The sequence below is a fragment of the Streptomyces sp. NPDC127177 genome (genome assembly GCF_042672475.1).
Taxonomy (GTDB): domain Bacteria; phylum Actinomycetota; class Actinomycetes; order Streptomycetales; family Streptomycetaceae; genus Streptomyces.
In genome coordinates, this window is the sequence record NZ_JBHXUW010000047.1 from 1 (window position 1) to 17,546 (window position 17,546).

Consider the following 17,546-nt stretch of genomic DNA (forward strand, 5'->3'; position numbering starts at 1 on the left):
CCGCGCCCCCCCTCGGGGCCGTGCCCGTGCGCCCCCACCGCAGTCGGTCGGGCGTCCGACGCCAACCGGCCCGGCAGCTACCAATCCCCGCGGGTCGATTCGCCGTCCAGGCGGAAGGAGGACGCATGGCAACGCTGGAGATCCGCGGACTGTCCGTGGACTACGGCCCCGTACGCTCGCTGCGCGACGTCTCCCTCGACGTGCCGGCCGGGGCGATCACCGCCGTGCTCGGCGGCAACGGGGCCGGGAAGACCACACTGCTGCGGGCCGTCTCACGGACCCTGGGCTTCCACCGCGGTACGGGCACCGGAACCGTCAGCTTCGACGGACACCGGCTGGACGGGCTGCGCCCCGCTCAGGTGGTGGCCGCGGGAGTGGTCCAGGTGCCCGAGGGGCGACAGGTGTTCGCCCGGATGACGGTGGCCGACAATCTGCGGGCGGGCGCCCTCGGGGCCCGCGGCGGACGCAGGGCGTCGGCCGTGGCCCTGAACCGCGTACACGAACTCTTCCCGGTACTGGGCGGGCGCGCCCACCAGCGCGCCGGGCTGCTGTCCGGCGGCGAGCAGCAGATGCTGGCCATGGGCCGGGCCCTGATGGCCCGGCCCCGGCTGCTGCTGCTCGACGAACCGTCGCTCGGCCTCGCCCCGCTGATGGCGGCACGCATCGCCGAGACAGTGCGGGAGATCAACGCGACGGGCACCTCCGTCCTGCTCGTCGAGCAGAACGCGTCGATCGCCCTGCGGCTCGCGTCCACGGCCTACGTCCTGGAGGTCGGCGAGGTCACCCTGGACGGGCCCGCGGACGAGCTCGCCGCATCGGACGAGGTACGCCGCCGCTACCTGGGCGTCGTCGACGAGACGGCGGCCGAGGACGCGGGGCGGGCGGCAGGTTCCCTGCCCACCCTGAGCAGGTGGTCCGCATGACCACCCGGCAGGAGACCGCTCCGGCGGCGCTCGCGGTCCGCGACATCACCGTCCGCTTCGCCGGGCTCACCGCCCTCGACGCCGTCTCCTTCACCGTGGAGCCGGGCAGTGTGCACGCGGTCATCGGCCCCAACGGGGCTGGCAAGTCCACTTGCTTCAACGTGCTCTCCGGGGTGTACCGGGCCGTGTCGGGCAGCGTCCGTCTAGGGACGAGCGAACTCACCGGACTCGCCCCGCACCGGATCGCCGCGCTCGGTGTCGCACGGACCTTCCAGAACATCGCGCTGCCCCCGCACGCCACCGTCGCCGACAGCCTGCTGCTCGGCCGGCACCGCCTCACCCGCGCCGGGTTCCTCGCCGCCGGACTGCGGCTGCCGTCCGCCGCCCGCGAGGCCGAACGCCATCGCGAGCGGGTTCGCGAGATCGCCGAATTCATCGGACTCGCGACCGAGTTGGAGCGGCCCGCCGGGGCGCTCCCGTACGGGCAGCAGAAGCTCGTCGAGCTCGGCCGCGCCCTGTGCATGGAGCCGCGGATCCTCCTCCTGGACGAACCCGTCGCCGGAATGACCGCCGACGAACGGCGGCGCACGGCGGCGGTCGTGGCCGGGGTGCGCGACAGCCTCGGCATCTCGATCGTGCTCGTCGAACACGACATGGGGGTGGTCATGCGGCTGGCGGACGCCGTGACCGTACTCGACTTCGGACGCAGGATCGCGGGCGGCACCCCCGCCGAGGTCCAGAACGACCCGGCCGTCGTCCAGGCCTACTTGGGGGCACCGGAATGACCACCTTCATCGAACTCCTCCTCGGCGGGCTCTCCATCGGTTCGGTCTACGCCCTGATCGCCCTCGGCTTCGTCGTCATCTTCAAAGCCACCGAGGTCGTCAACTTCGCCCATGCCTCCCTGCTGCTCGCCGGCGGCTACGTCACCGCCGTGCTCCACGACGACATCGGCTTCTGGCCCGCGCTCGCCGTGGGCATCGCGGGCGCGGCCCTGGTCGGCGCGGCCGTCGAATTCCTGGTCATGCGCCGCTACCGGGGCAGCGACCACAGCGTCCTGGCCATCGTCACCATCGGCGTCGACATCCTCCTGACCACCGAACTCACCCGCCGCATGGGCACGGAGGTGCTCTCGCTCGGCGACCCGTGGGGGGACAGGGTCATCACCATCGGCGACGTCACCCTCGCCCAGACCAGGGTCGCGGCGTTCATCGCCGCCGCCCTGCTCATCACCGTGTTCCTGCTCGCCTTCCGGTTCACCTCGTGGGGCGTCTCCATGCGGGCCGCCGCCGAGAACCCGCAGACCGCGGCGCTGATGGGGATCAGGCTGGGGAGGGTCTCGCTCGCCGCCTGGGCGGTGGCCGGAGCACTCGCCGCGGTGGCGGCCCTCTTCCTCACGGTCTTTCCCACCCCCGGTCTGGAACGGGCCACCTCACTGGCCGCACTCAAGGCCTTCCCCGCCGCCATCCTCGGCGGGCTCGACTCGACGACCGGGGCCCTCGCCGGAGGGCTGATCGTCGGCGTCACCGAATCGCTCGCCACCGGCTACCAGAGCGACCTCTCCTTCCTGGGCCGCGGAATCGGCGACCTCGCCCCCTACCTGGTGATGGTGATCGTGCTGCTCCTGCGGCCCGCCGGACTCCTCGGCACGAAGGAGCTCGCCCGTGTCTGAGACCACGACCACCACCGAGGCCGCCACGGGCCGCGCGATCAGCGCGCGGCGAGCCGGTGTCACGGCCGGGCTGCGCCACCCGCGTACGTACCTCTGGGCCGCCGGATCCGTACTCCTGCTCGCGTTTCCGTTCTACCTGGACCGCTTCTGGCTGCAGGCCGGGCTCTTCGCCATGGCCGCCGCGATCGGCGCCATCGGGCTCAACCTGCTGACCGGAGCCACCGGCCAACTCTCCATGGGGCACGCCTCCTTCCTCGCGGTGGGTGCGTACGGCTACTGCGTCCTGGCCGGCGGGAGCAGTGCCGTGGACGGGCACGAACTCACCGGACTCGGACTGCCGAGCTGGCTGTCCGCCGTGCTCGCCGTTCTCCTGGCCGGGGTCGCGGGAGGTCTGTTCAGCCCGATCGCCGGACGGCTGCGCGGCGCGTATCTCGGCATCGCCACCCTGGCGCTGATCTTCATCGGCCAGCACGTGCTGTTCAACGCGGGCTCCCTCACCGGCGGCTTCAACGGCCGTGCCGTACCGCCTCTTTCCCTGTTCGGATTCGACTTCGACGACACCGAGGTCGTGGTGGCGGCCGTGCCCTTCCAGTCCGCCGAGAAGCTCTGGTACGCGGCGCTGCTCGCGCTCCTGCTGAGCGGAGTCTTCGCCCGCGGAGTGCTGCGCGGGCGGCCCGGCAGAGCGCTCAACGCCATCCGGGACCACCGCATCGCGGCAGGCGTGATGGGGGTGCCGGTGGCCCGCTACCGGGCCGGGGTCTTCGTCCTGTCCTCGATGTACGCCGGACTCGCCGGAGTGCTGCTCGCGCTCGTCTTCCAGCGGACCGTGCCGGAGTACTTCGGCATGGTCCAGTCCCTCGAATACCTCGCCATGATCGTCATCGGCGGGCTCGGCACCGTCGCGGGAGCGGTCGTCGGGGCCGCGTTCGTCTCGCTGCTGCCACAACTGCTCACGCGCTACAGCGATTCCCTGCCCCTGGTCTCCGCCCCCGGTACGGGCGGTCCGGCACCTGGCGAGGCCTCGCGCTATCTGTACGGCGCCGCGGTGGTCGCGGCCGTCCTGTTCCTGCCCGGCGGACTGACCCGGCTCCTGCCCGGCGGCCCGGCCCGTTCGAAGAACCCAGGGGAGAAGAAATGAAACTGCGTGTGCTCGGTGCCGTGTGCGCGGCCCTGGCCCTCACCCTCGTGGGGTGCAGCCAGAAGGCGGACACCTCCGACGAGGGAGCCAAGGACAAGAGCGGTGTGAAGACCGGTGAGGGCGTCACCGGATCGGCGATCACCCTCGGCGCGCTCACCGACATGACCGGGGTCTACGCCTCCCTCGGCAGGAGCGTCACCCAGGCCCAGCAGCTCTGGGTCAAGCAGACCAACGCGGCCGGAGGCATCTGCGGGCGCAGGATCGCGCTGACCGTCCGCGACCACGGCTACGATCCGCAGAAGGCCATCGCCGGATACACGGAGCTGGAGCCGAAGGTGCTGGGCTTCGTCCAGTTCATCGGTTCTCCCTTCGTCGCGGCCGTCGAGCAGCGGATCGACGGACAGGACAAGGGACTCGTCCTGCCGCAGGCATGGTCGGCGAATCTCCTCGGCAGCAAGTACGTCCGCGTCATCGGGGCCACGTACGACGTCGAGACGGTCAACGCCATCGACTACCTGCTCGCCGAGAAGCGCATCGCCGAGGGCGACAGGATCGGTCACGTCTACTTCGAGGGCGACTACGGCGAGAACGCCCTGGCGGGCTCGGAGTACGCGGCGAAGGAGGCGGGTCTCACCGTCGTCGAGCAGAAGATCAAGCCCACCGACAACGACATGACGGCCCAGGTCGCCGCGCTCAAGCAGGCGGGCGTCAAGGCCGTCGTCGTCAGTGCGGGCCCGCGGCAGGCGGCCTCGCTGGTCGGGGTCGCGGCGGCCACCGGCTTCAGGGTCCCCGTCATCGGCAACAACTCCGCTTTCGCACCCCAGTTGCTGAAGACCCAGGCGGGCCCGGCCCTGCTCAAGGACTACTACGTCGCAGCGTCCACCCTGCCGATCGGCGACCCGGGCACCGGCCCGGCCAAGCTCTCCAAGGAGTACCGCGCCGAATACCCGAAGGACGGCCTCGACAACGGCGTCATCGCCGGATACACCGCGGCGACACTGTACGGCGAGGCACTCAAGAAGGCGTGCGCGGCGAAGGACCTCACCCGCGCGGGCGTCGACAGGGCGCTGCTGACCGTCACGGACTTCGGGAGCGACTTCGGGATGTCGCACGACTTCTCGGACCCGGCCGCGCCCTCCACCCGGGAGAGCGTGATCATGAAGCCGGACGCCGAGGTCCCCGGCGGCCTGAAGGTGGTCAGGCCCGCGAAGGCGGCAGCGGCGGCCGAGTCCTACCCGCTGAAGTAGCCGAGCGGGCGGGCCGGCCGCCGGACGGGCGCGACGGTCCGCCCGTCCGGCGACCGGCCGTGCGGTGTCAGCCGGTGGTGTACGCCTCCACTTCGGAGAGCTGCGCCGCCGGCCATCCGGTGTTACCCGTGAAGGTCAGCCGCAGATAGCGGGCCGACGTGCCGGGCAGGGTGACGGTCGCCTTGTTTCCGCTGGACGGATCGAAGGTGTAACCCGCCGAGTTCTTGAGCGAGTTGAACGTGCTGTTGTCGGTGCTTCCCGACACGCTCAGGGTCTGCGTACGGGTGGCCCAGGCTGCCGCCGGCGGCAGCTTCAGGACCAGCCGCTTGACTGCCTTGGCCGCGCCGAGGTCCACGGTGATGGACTGCGGGAAGGCGTGGTTGGCGCTCTCCCAGTAGGTGTCCGCGTTCCCGTCCACCGCGTTGGACGCGCCGTACACGTCCGCGTGCCCCGACTCGGTGACCGGGCGGCCCTGGGCGAGGTTGCCCGTGTCGACCGGAGGATCGGTGGGCGGGTCGGTCGGGTCGGTGGGCGGGTCGGTGGGCGGATCCGTCGGACCGTTGCCACCCTCCGGCACACCGCCGTTGGTCCACACCGGGTCCGGCCAGGTGCCGGTGCAGGCCGGCGGGTCCGCGTACCAGCCGGAGTTGCCGGCGCCCCGGGTGATCTGGAAGCCGCTGCCGACGCAGTTGTGGATCGGGTTGGACTGTGCGATGTGCGTCGCCACGACGTTGGTGAAGGTGGCCGTGCCCGGCGACTGGATCTGCAGGGCGTATGTGCCGGCGCCGTCGATCTTGATGTTGTCGAAGTGTAGTCCGTTGGTCGCACCCTCGATGAGGTGGATCGCGGCGTAGGAGCTGTCCAGTATCTCCGTGTCGGAGACGTTGATGGTGGCGTTGATGGGCTCGTTGAGCCCGCTGAACCAGATCGCGCCGACGCCGAACTGCCAGTTGAAGTCGTTGTTCCCGGTCCGGATCAGGGTGTTTCGGGCCGCTGTCGTGGTGCCCGAGACCGCGGTTCCCTGACCGGAGTTGACGCCCGGATAGCGGTTGGCGATGTGCAGACCGCCGCCGTTGGTGATGGTGTCCGACATGACGTTGTCGGAGATGGTGATGTCCTTGCCGCCGTACGTCACGATGTTGTTGGCGAGGATCGGCAGGACCACGGTGTTGAAGGTGAACTTGTTCTTGACGTTCGGGACGTTCTCCGCCCACATCGCCAGTCCGTCGTCACCGGAGTTGCGCACGAAGGTGTTGGTGACGGTGGAGTTGGTGACGCCGTAGTGGAAGTTCACACCGTCCGCGGTCTGGTCCAGGATGCGGCTGTTCTTGATGGTGAGGTTGTCCATCGGACCGTCCATCCAGGCGCCGCACTTGGTGTGCTGCATCCAGATGTTGTCGACGGTGGAGTTCGACAGGGCCCCGCCGATGGCGTTGACCTGGTCGTCGTCCACCCGCTCCTGGATGTCGCCGATGATGGCGAAGTCCTTGAGAGTGACATCGCTGCTCCCACCGTCCGCGGCGTACTTGCCGTACACGCCGACGGCCTTGCTGCGGTTGGAGGGGTCGCGTCCGGTCAGTACGGAGTACCAGGGTCCGGCCCCGCGCAGCGTCACCTTGTCCACGACGATGTGGTCGCGGACCTGGAAGGTGCCCTGCGGGATGTAGACCTCCTTGCCCTGTGCCTTGCCCGAGTCCACGGCCGCCTGGATCTTGGCGGTCGAGTCCGCGGCCCCGGTCGGGTCGGCACCGAAGTCGGAGACGACGTCGAGTGCGCCCGATGGCTTGGCCGTCGGCGCGGCCACCTGCTCGAAGTCGGCCAGGTCGATGGTGAACGACGGTGACGCGGAGGTGGAGGAGACCTGCAGCCGGACCTTGGTGCCGGCTGCGAGGGTGGACCCGAACATGGTCCGGGCCTCGTCGTAGAAGTGGTGCGGGTTGGTGTCGCCGGGGTTGTTGTTGAAGGGGTAACCGCCGTAGTACCAGCCGTACTTGGAGGTGACGGGCACCGCCTTCGGTGCCCCGCCGTTCACCAGCACGTCGATCGAGGCGTCCCGGCCCGATCCGGCGGCGTTGTCCGGCAGCGAGTACCGGAAGGACATCGCGTTCGCGGGTGCGGTGAGCGTGAACTCCACGTACTCGCCGACGGCGTCCAGCGTCACGGCCTGCCGGCCCGAGGCCTCGGAGGGCAGCGTGCCGTACAGCCGGTTCGGGCCGATCAGCGTGCCGTTGGTGGCCGCGTACTCGGCTTCCTGTTCCTTGAACGGAACGGTCGCACCGCGGCCGGGAACCGCGACGGGGGAGGGGGCGGGGATACCCGCCGCCCGGGCGGTCGGAGCGCTGGACAGGACCACGGCGGCGGCGGTGCCGAACGCGGCGAGGGCCAGTGCGAGTGAGGCGGACATGGAGCGTCTGAGCAACGGGCGTCTGGGAGTTGGGGTCACGTGGCAGTCGTCCTTGCGGCTCGTGGGGCACTTCGGACGCCCCACAGGCTAGAAGCAGCGCCGCAAGGAAGTCTATGCCGGTGCGCAAAATTCTGCTTGCGCTACTCAAATTCACGACTCGAGGCTGCGCGGTATGGGTGTCGGGGGCGTGATTGTCGGACTGCCGACCCGACTTCCTGGCCGACGTGACCTGGCGCTGTGTGCAAAACATTGGCATTCATGAGCAAAAAGGGTGGCTCCATGGATTCACCCGCGCCGCACGTGGGACAGCAGTTCCAGCGTCCGGGCCCTCTCGTCCGCGTCCCCCACCCTGCTGACCAGCAGGTCCGTCGCGCCCGCGTCGGCGAAGGCGCGGATGCCCGCCGTCACGGTGTCCTCGTCGCCCGCCAGGACGGTCTCGTGCACGCCGGACATGCCCTGCCGGTCCAGGAGGGCCCGGTAGGCGGGCAGTTGGGAGGTCGGTCCCAGCTGGGCAGCGACGCTTCGGCGCACCCGCTCGGGGTCCGTGGTCACGGCGACGGGGACTCCGGCGACGATGCGTGGTGCGTGGCGGCCCGCTGCCGCCGCGGCCTCCTCGATGCGTGGCCGGACGTGCTCGGAGATCGTCCGCGGGGTCGCCCAGACCGTGATGGTCCCGTCGGCCGCCCCGCCCGCCGCGCGCAGCATCAGCGGCCCCAGCGCGGAGACCAGTACCGGTGGCGGCGTCACGCCCGGCACCGTGATCTCGGCCGTCGCGCGGAGCGTCTCGCCCCGGTGGTCCACCGCCTCACCGCGCAGGAGGGGTGCCAGGACCGACAGGTACTCGCGGATGTGCCGCGCCGGACGGTCGTAGTCCAGTCCGAACCGGCCCTCGATGACGGCGGCGTGGCTCGGCCCGATGCCGAGGGTGAACCGGTTGCCGGTGGCCGCCTGGGCCGTGAGTGCCTGGGTGGCCAGGGTGATCGGGTGCCGGGGGTACGTCTGGACCACCGCCGTGCCCAGTTCGATGCCGGGGGTGAGATGCCCCGCCAGGGCCGCCACCGTAATCGCGTCCCAATGGAAGACCTGGCTGAGGAAAGTGCTGTCCAGTCCCGCTCCCGCCGCGGCGTGCACCTCTCCGAGCGCGTCCGCCACGCTCGGCGTCTGACCGACGTACAGACCGATCCGCATGAACCCTCCAGTAACCTGAATACGTGATTCACCTTCTGGCTCGGGACCCTACCGTAAGGTGAAGGTGGTGTTCATGTTTTCGGGCCGACGGAGGAAATGAGACGTGCGAGCCGACGCACAGCGAAATCGTCAACTGATCGTCGCCGCGGCGCTCGAGGTGTTCACCGAGTGCGGAGCCGAGGCGTCGATGGACCGGATCGCCCGTGCCGCCGGGCTGAGCGTCGGGGCGCTCTACCGTCACTTCCCCGACCGCCAGACGCTGCTGGAACACATCGCGACGGATGCGCTGAGCGATCTGCTCGCCTTCGGCCGCTCCGCCGCGGCCGAACCGGGGCCCACCCGCTGGGAGGTGCTCGTGCGGCTGGTCGGCCACTGCACGGCGCTGCCGCTGGCCATGACCAAGTCGCTCGGGGGCGACACCGGGCGCAACGCCCGGCTGGGCGCGCTGATCGCGGAGTCGGACCAGCTGTTCGAGGATCTCGCACGCGGGGCGCAGGAGGAGGGTGCGATGCGCGCGGACGTACCGCCGCACGCGGTGATCGGTGTGCTGAACGCGGCGGTCTGCCGGCCCGGCGCCCGCGTCGACGATCCCCTGATCACGGTGGTCCTCGACGGGCTGAAGGCCCGGTGACCGAAAACCCCCGGCCGCCGAGATAACCCGAACGGGGGACCTCCATGTTCCCGGGATGTGACTAGCATCTCCAGCAGGACGCCCATGGGCGTGCAGCGGGCGGGGGGAGTCGGTCGGTCATGCATGTGCCGGAGTCGGTGGTGTACGGGCTGGTGCTGGTCCTCGTGGTCCTCTCGCCCCTGATCGGCTTCGGCCGGGCCAAGTGGGGCACCGTTCTGGTCCTGTTGGACATCGGCGAGTACCGGGTGCTCATGGAGAAGGACCCCTTCACGATGGCGGTGGCCGTCACCGCGCTCCTCGGGGCCCTGCTGCTGCTCGCGGAGATGTTCCTTCCGAGCCGGCTGGTGGGCGGGCTCTGGCTGTTCTGCGGGCTGCTGGTGGCGCTGGCCTTCTCCCTGCAGTCGGAGACCGCCTCGCTGATCGTGCACGCGAGGCCCTGGGTGGCGGTCTCGACGGCCGTGGCGGCGGGCGTGCTGGCCGTGCGGGCGCGGCGGGCGCGGCTGATCGCGCACGATCCCTCCGAGGGAATGCGGGGCACATGATGGGAGAGTCCCCCTCCACCGTGCTCCAGGTCGCCCTGGTGGTGCTGTTCGTCCTGCCGGGCGTCACCTACCAGTTCCTGCGCGAGCGCTGGCGCGGCCCCGTGCCCGGCGAACGCGACCTGGGCGAGCGGGTTCTGCGTGCAGTCGCGGCCTCGGTCGTGCTCGACGCGCTGTATCTGGTCGCGGTGGGGCCCCAGTTGGTGCGGTTCGTCCATCGGGCCCGGGCCGGCGGATGGGGAGCGACCGCACAGCAGCCCCGGTCGGCGGGGCTGCTGGGGCTGGTGCTGTTCATCGTGGTGCCCGCCGCGGCGGCCGGCGCCGTCACCTGGTGGCAGCGCCGCCGGCGAGCCGCCCGCTACGGCTCGACGCCCACCGCCTGGGACCATCTGTTCCGCCGTTCCGGCCCCTGCTTCGTACGCATGCGGCTGCGGGACGGCGCCTGGGTGGGCGGCTGGTACGGGCGCCGGTCGTACGCCACCTCGTACCCGCAGGAACCCGAGATCTTCCTGGAGTCGGCGTGGCTGATGAGGGCCGACGGCAGCTTCGTCCGGCCCGTCCGGGACAGCGCGGGCATCCATATCCGCGCGGCCGACACCGATGTGCTGGAGCTCCTCTCACCGCCCGCCGCGGTGGTCACGCCCCCCGACACCACCCCGGCAGCAGTGCCGGCCGCCCGAACCGAAGAGGAGGCGAGATGAGCCCGCCCGGGTCCGATGAGCCGGAACTGACCGAGTTCGAGAAGAAGTTACTCAAGAAGGGCCCTGGTGAGTACCGCGGCTACACACCGGGCGCCGGCCCGCCCGAACCTACCCGGGGACCCGCGGACCCGGCAGCGGTATCGGCCCCGCCGTCGCCGGACGCCGACGCGGCGACACGGCAGCCTGAGCCGTCCGACGCGCCGCCGGACGACCACTGAACCCGTCACACGCCCCGGTCGGCGGGGCCTGGTCCCCAGGGCTGTTCAGCACCCGACGTGCAGATGACTCGCCCAGAACTGCGGCCTGTTGGGACACAGTGCGCGAACCGCCAGGGTGGCGCGGTGCACGGCGGCCGCCGCGTCGATCGGTGCGTCGTGCCGTACCGCTTCGGCCAGCTCCGCGTAGACCCTTTCGGCGAACACGGAGCTGACCTCGTCCTCCACCGGCCACAGCGTCGCGATCACATGGCGGTAGCCCGCCAGTTGGAAGGCCGAGGCCAGATGGATGGCCTCGTCCGCGTGGCGGGGTGCGGTCCGGGCGGTGTCGCAGGAGGACAGATAGGCCAGTTCGGGGCTTCCCAGGTCGAGACCTGACACGTCCTCGACGCTGAGGGGCTGCCGGTGGTGGTCGTGCAGGACCAGCCCGCCGCGTGAGGGGACGTCGGGGTCGGACAGGGTGTGGCAGGCGAAGTGCGCCCAGGCATGGTGCGGCAGGGCGTTCAGGACCCGCTCCCGGGTCGCCTCCGCATCGCTGAGACGGACGGTGCCGGGGAAGAGGTCCCGGACCATCCGGGCCTCCGCCTCCGCGCCGCTGAGCGGCCCCGCGCCGCGCGTGCTGGACATCGTGACCGTGAGGGGCACCCGAGGGCCGGAGGGGACGGCACGGGCGGCCCGGGCGGTGGCCAGGGACCGGACCGTGGGCGTGTAGGAGGAGACCACCCGGTCGAGCAGGGACCGCGTACCGTCGCGGTGTCCCGCGGCGTGCACCGGCAGCAGTGCCAGGGATCCGGTCGGCACCCACCACACCCGCGGCAGGCCGTTACCCTGATGCGCGCCGTGCAGATCCTTCAACGCGTCGAGTACGGGCTCCGCCAGGGCGTCCCACAGCCAGCCCAGCACCTCCTGCACGGCCCCGGCCCGCGCCGGCTCGTCGGCGTTCGCCGGATCGAGGGCGGAGTCCAGTGCGCGCCGGTGGTGCTCGGCCTCGTCAGGGGTGACGCGCAGCGGAACGGAGCGGATCCCGTCGGGGGCGACGACGACGGCGTCGGAGCGGAACCGGCTCACGTTCAGATACACGACGGCTCCCTCGGCCGCCCCGGCGAGCAGCCGCTGCGGGGAGGGCGGCCCGGCGAAGTCGGCGAGCCCGTCGAGCGAGCGGATCTCGCCCAGCAGCACGTCCCAGCGCTCGCCCTCCTCACGGCGCCGGGAGCGGGAGCCAGAGGCGTCGGCTGCGAGCCGTTCGGCGCGACCCTCGGCGAGAGAGGCCCGCAGTTCCTCGAACTCCCGTGCCAGCGAGGGGTTCTGGGCCCTCAGTTCACCGATGTCGGCCCGCAGGTCCAGCTCCCGCGAGAGCAGCACGCCCCGGCCCAGCTCCAGCATCGCCACCGCCCGCTCGGGCGCACCCTCATGGAGGGCGCACGCGGCGGCGTCCGCCGCGATGCCCGTGTACCGGCCGAGCCGGTCCTCCTGGTCAGCCCGGCGCAACTCGCGGCCGGCCAGCCGGGGCAGCAGGGCGATGACCGTCTCGAACGCCGTCATCGCCTCCTGGTACCGGGCGGCCGAGGCGGCGATATCGCTCCAGAGCAGTCCGGCCCGCATGCGCGTCGGCACATCGGCCCTGAGGTGGGTCGCAGCCGCCCGCGCCGCGTCGAGTGCCAGGTCCAGCCGTCCCGCACGGCCCGGACCGGCCCCGCCCGGCGTGCCTGCCGCGTCGTACCGGGCGCGGTCGCGGAGCGCCAGTGCCGCGACGACCTGGTACACCGCCCTGTCGGGAGCGTCGGGCGGAGCCGTGCTCAGAGCACGCCCGCTCAGCCTGACGGCCTCGTCCAGATCGGCTGTGGGCGGCTGCCCGTCCAGGCCGGCCCGCAACCCGTGCCGGGTGCGCAGCGCCAAACCGAGATTGCTCAGACAGGTCGCGAACAGCGCCTCGCCCTGCTCGATCGTCTCCAGAGCCTCCCGCCCCAGCGTCACCGCCCGGTCGACGTCCCAGAGATGCCCGGTCCGCTTCCCCCGCTGTACGAGCAGGTAGCAGAGCGTGGTCCGGTCCGCCGCGCGCCGGTAGCCGCGCCGGTCCGCCCAGGCCACCGCCGCCGACACCTGGGCCACGGCCCGCCCCAGGACGTCCATGTCGTCGGTCCGCAGGAACTCGCTGTGCAGCGCGGCGCCGAACTGGCCGCATGTCCCGGGGAAGTACGCGGAGCGGGTGGGGACGAGCCGGACGGCCTCGCGACCGGCGGCGACGGCCCGCTTCAGATCGTCCGCCGCGCCGAGATGGTCGTAGCGCAGCCGCAGGGCGGTACTGAGGTGGCCGAGCATTCTGCCCCGGTCCCGGTTTCCGCCCCGGGCCCCCTCGGCCCGGGCACCGGCCTCGACCGCCTCGTCGAGGTCCTCGATCCGGCCGAGCCGCTCGTACCGCATCCGTGCCGCCCGGACGAGCCCGGTGACATGGCCCAGGTGGGAGGCGTGGCCCACGGTCTGGCGGGTGGCGGTGCGGAAGTCCTCGACCGCCAGGTCCAGGACCGCCACGTCGTCCGACACCGCGTAGCTCCGCAGCCGTTCCTCGCCGCGGGCAGCGCGCTCGCTCGCCGCCTGCGGGTCGTTCTCCGCGTTGGCGCGCTGCTCGGGGCTGGTCAGCAAGAGACGTGCGAGGCCGACGCTGCCGGCCACCGTCGCCGAGACATAGGTCGAGGGCCCGTACCAGGAGGGGGTGGAGCCCGGAAAGAACCAGACGCCCTTCTCCACCATCTGCGAGACGACGAATCCCAGGACGCCCCAGGACGTCCGGGCGCTCGGTTTTCCGACGAGCCGGTCACTGGCGCAGTGGAAGAAGAGCATGGTGAGCGTGGCGAGCACACCGATCGCCAGTGGCCAGTCCGACATCCCCCGCGCCGCCCCTCCTGCGGGCCCGCCGCGTCCCGACGGTGTTCCCGAGTCGGCACCGTACCGCCGCGCCCGCCCCGGAAGCGGGGCATTTCCCGTACTGGAATGGCGGCAGTCGGCGCAGTGCGGCGCGCGGGGAGTGTGTCCCGCGCACGCAGGGGGTTGTGGAGGGCGCGGGATTCAGGGATTTCAGCCGTGGTGGTGTGCGGTGTCGGAAGCCCCGCTGAAGAGGCGTCCGATCGCCCGGAACGGCAGGCTGACAACAGTGGCGACGGCGCCACCGACCGAACGGAAAACGTCTGCGATTGCCTTGAGCATGTGAGTTTCCTTCCCGCGGTCCCGCGTGAGCTCCGGTCCGCTGAACTCCGGTCCGCCTTGTGCGGTCGGGCGGACCTGTCGAGTACCCCGGGGTTCGACGGAGAAACGTGCACACACTCGGTGCCGCCCTGTTTTCGCGTGGGAACCCTTGAATATCCCGATTACCGGGGCCGGCACAGAGGCGCGCATTCGCGGGCGGTTCTCGAATGGCACGGCATGCACGAGGGCCCGGATGCCGGGGAGCATCCGGGCCCTCGTCGTGCTGGGTGAGGTCGAGCCGTTACGGCAGCTGCGCCGCCCGTGCCTCGCGCCGGTTGTCACGGAAGGTGTTCACCCGGCGGGCGGTCGCGAAGAGCGGGATGACCGCTCCGAGGACCACCTGGAGCGCACAGCCGGTCTGGAGCAGCAGCTGACCGCCCGGGGCGTCGAACGCCCATGCGGCCAGCAGGCCCATCGCGGCCACGATCCAGCCGAGCATCGCCACCGCGAGGACACCTCGCGGCTTGGGGTACTCGACCCGGCTGACCATCAGCCACGCCACTCCGATGATCGCGAGCAGCGTCGGCACGAAGGGCAGCTCCAGGAGCACGATCGAGATGACCGTGAGCGCCCCGAAGGGGCTCGGCATGCCCTGGAACATGCCGTCCTTCAAGGTCACGCAGGAGAATCTCGCAAGCCGGAGCACCACCGCCAGCAGTACGACGATCGCCGCGAGCGCCGAGACCCGCTGGTGTGCGTCGTCCGCGACCATGCCGTACACGAGGACGAAGTACGCCGGGGCGAGCCCGAAGCTGACGAGGTCCGAGAGGTTGTCCAGCTCGGCGCCCATCGGCGAGGAGCGCAGCTTGCGGGCCACGAGTCCGTCGAAGAGGTCGAAGATGGCGGCCATCAGCATGAGGATCACGGCGGTGGCCGCGGAGTGCCGCGCCATGCCGCTCTCGTCGCTGCCCGTGAGGTGCGGGATGAGGATCCCCGTGGTGGTGAAGTACACCGCCATGAAACCGCACGTGGCATTACCGAGAGTAAGGGTGTCCGCTATCGACAGCCGCATCGAGAGCGGCATGTCCTCGGTGTCGTCATCGGACTCGGCCTCGGGCACCCAGCCCGCCTGTGTCTCGGGATCAATCACGGTCAATTCGAGTCACCCCCGCGGTGGTGGTCTGGCCGACCTCGACCGCGACATCGATACCTTCCGGAAGGTAGATGTCGACCCGTGAGCCGAAACGGATCAGGCCGATCCGCTCGCCCTGGTCCACCTTCGTGCCCTGCGGGACGTACGGGACGATGCGACGGGCCACAGCACCCGCGATCTGCACCATCTCGATGTCGCCGAGTTCGGTGTCGAAGTGCCAGACAACGCGCTCGTTGTTCTCGCTCTCCTTGTTGAACGCCGGGACGAAGCCACCGGGGATGTGCTCGACCGATGTCACCGTGCCGGCCAGTGGAGCGCGGTTGACATGGACGTTGAGCGGGCTCATGAAGATCGCGACGCGGGTACGTCCGTCCTTCCACGGCATGATGCTCTGCACCACGCCGTCGGCCGGTGAGATGACGCGGCCCTGGGTGATCTCGCGCTCGGGGTCGCGGAAGAACCACAGCATGCCCGCCGCGAGCGCGGTGGTGGGCACGGCCACCGCCGCCCAGCGCCCGGACCTGCGGGCCCGGGTCAGGCTGAGTGCGGCGGTGGCGACGGTCGGGAGGAGCCACGGCGAAGCTCCGCGGGCAAGGCGGACCCCGCCGCGTGGTGCAGAAGTATGGCTGTCGGGCATGGATGACCTTCGTAGCGGATGATGCCGCGCTGGCAACGGGGGACGGCGGCTTTTCCGGCGATGTTATCGGTTGCGGACCGCAACTGGGCAAGCCAGCAGCCGAGTCGGACGTCTGGAAGGCACCGGATGAGGATGACAGGGTGTGATCTTCTTCGCGGTTAAATCACCACGAACAGGACAATCAACCCTGGAACCGGTACTCCTCGAGGAGTCGGCGCCCGATGATCATTTTCTGGATCTCGGCGGTACCTTCACCGATCAGCAGCATCGGTGCCTCCCGGTAGAGGCGCTCGATCTCGTACTCCTTGGAGAAGCCGTAACCGCCGTGGATCCGGAAGGCGTCCTCGACGACTTCCTTGCAGTACTCGGAGGCGAGGTACTTCGCCATCCCTGCCTCCAGGTCGTTTCGTTCCCCGGAGTCCTTTTTGCGCGCTGCATTTACCATCATCGCATGCGCGGCCTCGACCTTGGTGGCCATTTCGGCCAGCTTGAACTGGATGGCCTGGTGCTGGGCGATCGGCTTGCCGAAGGTGTGGCGCTGCTGTGCGTAGGAAACGCCCAGCTCGAATGCACGCTGTGCGACGCCGCAGCCACGTGCGGCGACATTGACCCGGCCGACCTCCACGCCGTCCATCATTTGGTAAAACCCTCGGCCGGTGGTGCCGCCGAGTACACGATTGGCCGGAATGTGTAGCCCATCCATGATGAGTTCCGTCGTGTCGACGCCCTTGTAACCCATCTTGTCGATCTTCCCGGGGATCGTGAGGCCCGGCCGGACCTCACCGAAGCCGGGCTCCTTCTCCACCAGGAACGTCGTCATCGACTTGTGCGGCGGGGTGCCCTCGGGGTGGCCTTCGTCACTCCGGCACAGAACGGCGACCAGATTGGACGTGCCGCCGTTCGTCAGCCACATCTTCTGGCCGTTCAGCACGTACTCCTCGCCGTCCCTGACGCCCTTCGAGGTGATCGCCGAGACGTCGGAGCCCAGAGCCGGCTCGGACATCGAGAACGCGCCGCGCACCTCGCCCAGCGCCATCCGGGGCAGGAAGGTGTCCTTCTGCTCCTGGGTGCCGTGCTGCTTCAGCATGTACGCCACGATGAAGTGCGTGTTGATGATCCCCGACACGCTCATCCAGCCGCGGGCGATCTCCTCCACGCACAGTGCGTAGGTGAGCAGTGACTCACCCAGCCCGCCGTACTCCTCGGGAATCATCAGCCCGAAAAGGCCGAGTTCCTTGAGTCCCTCGACGATTTCGGTCGGGTACTCGTCGCGGTGCTCCAGCTGGGTCGCGACCGGAATGATCTCCTTGTCGACGAAATCCCGGACCGTGGAGAGGATTTCCTGCTGGACGTCGTTGAGCCCGGCGGTCTGGGCGAGTCGGGTCATGGCTGCTTCTCCACGTTCTTCTGCGAAGGCTGCTTCGGCTCCGGGCGGCCGGGCTGTTCCCCGCCCCGCTCCTTGATGTACGTCTCCGTGGGGACCATCACCTTGCGGCGGAACACACAGATCAGCGTCCCGTCCTGCTTGTATCCCCTGGTCTCCACATAAACGATTCCGCGGTCGCTCTTGGACTTCGACGGGGTCTTGTCCAGAACGGTGGTCTCGCCGTACACGGTGTCGCCGTGGAAGGTCGGCGCGACATGCTTCAGCGATTCGACCTCCAGGTTGGCGATCGCCTTTCCGGAGACATCCGGAACCGACATGCCGAGCAGCAACGAGTAGATGTAGTTGCCGACGACAACGTTCTTGCCGAAATCGGTCGTGCTCTCCGCGTAGTTGCTGTCCATGTGCAACGGGTGATGGTTCATGGTCAACAGACAGAAGAGGTGGTCGTCATATTCGGTGACGGTCTTTCCGGGCCAGTGCTTGTAGACCGCACCGATCTCGAATTCCTCGTATGTGCGTCCGAACTGCATC

Annotated in this window: 16 protein-coding genes; 8 read left to right on the plus strand and 8 right to left on the minus strand. The window is 70.1% G+C overall.

Annotated features, from left to right (window positions below; translation table 11 throughout):
• Positions 1-125: 125 nt before the first annotated feature.
• The 5 genes from ACFVJX_RS26050 to ACFVJX_RS26070 are packed head-to-tail and all read left to right on the plus strand — an operon-like array spanning position 126 to position 4,980.
• Positions 126-923, plus strand: coding sequence for an ABC transporter ATP-binding protein (locus ACFVJX_RS26050; RefSeq protein ID WP_384124658.1), 798 nt, complete (start codon positions 126-128; stop codon positions 921-923).
• The gene (locus ACFVJX_RS26055; protein ID WP_384124656.1) at positions 920-1,708 is read left to right on the plus strand and encodes an ABC transporter ATP-binding protein; all 789 of its coding nucleotides are present in this window, start codon (positions 920-922) and stop codon (positions 1,706-1,708) included. Before ACFVJX_RS26050 ends, ACFVJX_RS26055 begins: the two co-directional genes overlap by 4 nt.
• Positions 1,705-2,595 carry a branched-chain amino acid ABC transporter permease gene (locus ACFVJX_RS26060; RefSeq protein ID WP_384124654.1) on the plus strand — a complete coding sequence of 297 codons (891 nt, stop codon included), beginning with the start codon at positions 1,705-1,707 and terminating at the stop codon, positions 2,593-2,595. The genes ACFVJX_RS26055 and ACFVJX_RS26060 overlap by 4 nt, the downstream gene beginning before the upstream one ends.
• A complete protein-coding gene (locus ACFVJX_RS26065; protein WP_384124653.1) occupies positions 2,588-3,733 on the plus strand; it encodes a branched-chain amino acid ABC transporter permease in 1,146 nt (381 codons plus the stop codon). The genes ACFVJX_RS26060 and ACFVJX_RS26065 overlap by 8 nt, the downstream gene beginning before the upstream one ends.
• Complete coding sequence (locus tag ACFVJX_RS26070; protein ID WP_384124651.1) at positions 3,730-4,980, plus strand: ABC transporter substrate-binding protein; 1,251 nt, start codon at positions 3,730-3,732, stop codon at positions 4,978-4,980. Before ACFVJX_RS26065 ends, ACFVJX_RS26070 begins: the two co-directional genes overlap by 4 nt.
• Before the next feature lie 67 nt (positions 4,981-5,047).
• On the opposite strand, the gene ACFVJX_RS26075 is transcribed toward ACFVJX_RS26070, so the two are convergent.
• Together ACFVJX_RS26075 and ACFVJX_RS26080 are read right to left on the minus strand one after the other, a co-directional pair.
• Entirely contained in the window at positions 5,048-7,423 is a 2,376-nt protein-coding gene (locus tag ACFVJX_RS26075; protein ID WP_384124649.1) for a discoidin domain-containing protein, read from the minus strand.
• 246 nt (positions 7,424-7,669) lie between these two features.
• On the minus strand, positions 7,670-8,572 hold the full coding sequence (locus ACFVJX_RS26080) for a TIGR03564 family F420-dependent LLM class oxidoreductase (RefSeq protein ID WP_384124647.1): 903 nt from the start codon (positions 8,570-8,572) through the stop codon (positions 7,670-7,672).
• A gap of 103 nt (positions 8,573-8,675) precedes the next feature.
• Between ACFVJX_RS26080 and ACFVJX_RS26085 the strand changes: the two genes are divergently transcribed.
• The 3 genes from ACFVJX_RS26085 to ACFVJX_RS26095 all read left to right on the plus strand — a co-directional run bounded on the left by ACFVJX_RS26085 (position 8,676) and on the right by ACFVJX_RS26095 (position 10,443).
• Positions 8,676-9,203, plus strand: coding sequence for a TetR/AcrR family transcriptional regulator (locus ACFVJX_RS26085; RefSeq protein ID WP_384124645.1), 528 nt, complete (start codon positions 8,676-8,678; stop codon positions 9,201-9,203).
• A gap of 119 nt (positions 9,204-9,322) precedes the next feature.
• A complete protein-coding gene (locus tag ACFVJX_RS26090) occupies positions 9,323-9,745 on the plus strand; it encodes a hypothetical protein (protein ID WP_384124643.1) in 423 nt (140 codons plus the stop codon).
• The gene (locus tag ACFVJX_RS26095; RefSeq protein ID WP_384124641.1) at positions 9,742-10,443 is read left to right on the plus strand and encodes a DUF6338 family protein; all 702 of its coding nucleotides are present in this window, start codon (positions 9,742-9,744) and stop codon (positions 10,441-10,443) included. Before ACFVJX_RS26090 ends, ACFVJX_RS26095 begins: the two co-directional genes overlap by 4 nt.
• 263 nt (positions 10,444-10,706) lie before the next feature.
• On the opposite strand, the gene ACFVJX_RS26100 is transcribed toward ACFVJX_RS26095, so the two are convergent.
• The 6 genes from ACFVJX_RS26100 to ACFVJX_RS26125 form a co-directional block, all read right to left on the minus strand.
• The gene (locus ACFVJX_RS26100; RefSeq protein ID WP_384124638.1) at positions 10,707-13,541 is read right to left on the minus strand and encodes a CHAT domain-containing protein; all 2,835 of its coding nucleotides are present in this window, start codon (positions 13,539-13,541) and stop codon (positions 10,707-10,709) included.
• 189 nt (positions 13,542-13,730) lie between these two features.
• Entirely contained in the window at positions 13,731-13,859 is a 129-nt protein-coding gene (locus ACFVJX_RS26105) for an LPFR motif small protein (RefSeq protein ID WP_384124636.1), read from the minus strand.
• A 280-nt stretch (positions 13,860-14,139) separates the two neighbouring features.
• On the minus strand, positions 14,140-14,958 hold the full coding sequence (pssA, locus tag ACFVJX_RS26110) for a CDP-diacylglycerol--serine O-phosphatidyltransferase (protein WP_384124673.1): 819 nt from the start codon (positions 14,956-14,958) through the stop codon (positions 14,140-14,142).
• Positions 14,959-14,980: 22 nt separating this feature from the next.
• On the minus strand, positions 14,981-15,628 hold the full coding sequence (locus ACFVJX_RS26115; protein WP_384124634.1) for a phosphatidylserine decarboxylase: 648 nt from the start codon (positions 15,626-15,628) through the stop codon (positions 14,981-14,983).
• Between the two features lie 181 nt (positions 15,629-15,809).
• Positions 15,810-17,015: an acyl-CoA dehydrogenase family protein gene (locus ACFVJX_RS26120; RefSeq protein WP_384124632.1), complete on the minus strand. Its 1,206-nt coding sequence runs from the start codon at positions 17,013-17,015 to the stop codon at positions 15,810-15,812.
• Entirely contained in the window at positions 17,012-17,545 is a 534-nt protein-coding gene (locus ACFVJX_RS26125; protein ID WP_384124630.1) for a MaoC family dehydratase, read from the minus strand. Before ACFVJX_RS26125 ends, ACFVJX_RS26120 begins: the two co-directional genes overlap by 4 nt.
• Between the last annotated feature and the right edge of the window lies 1 nt (position 17,546).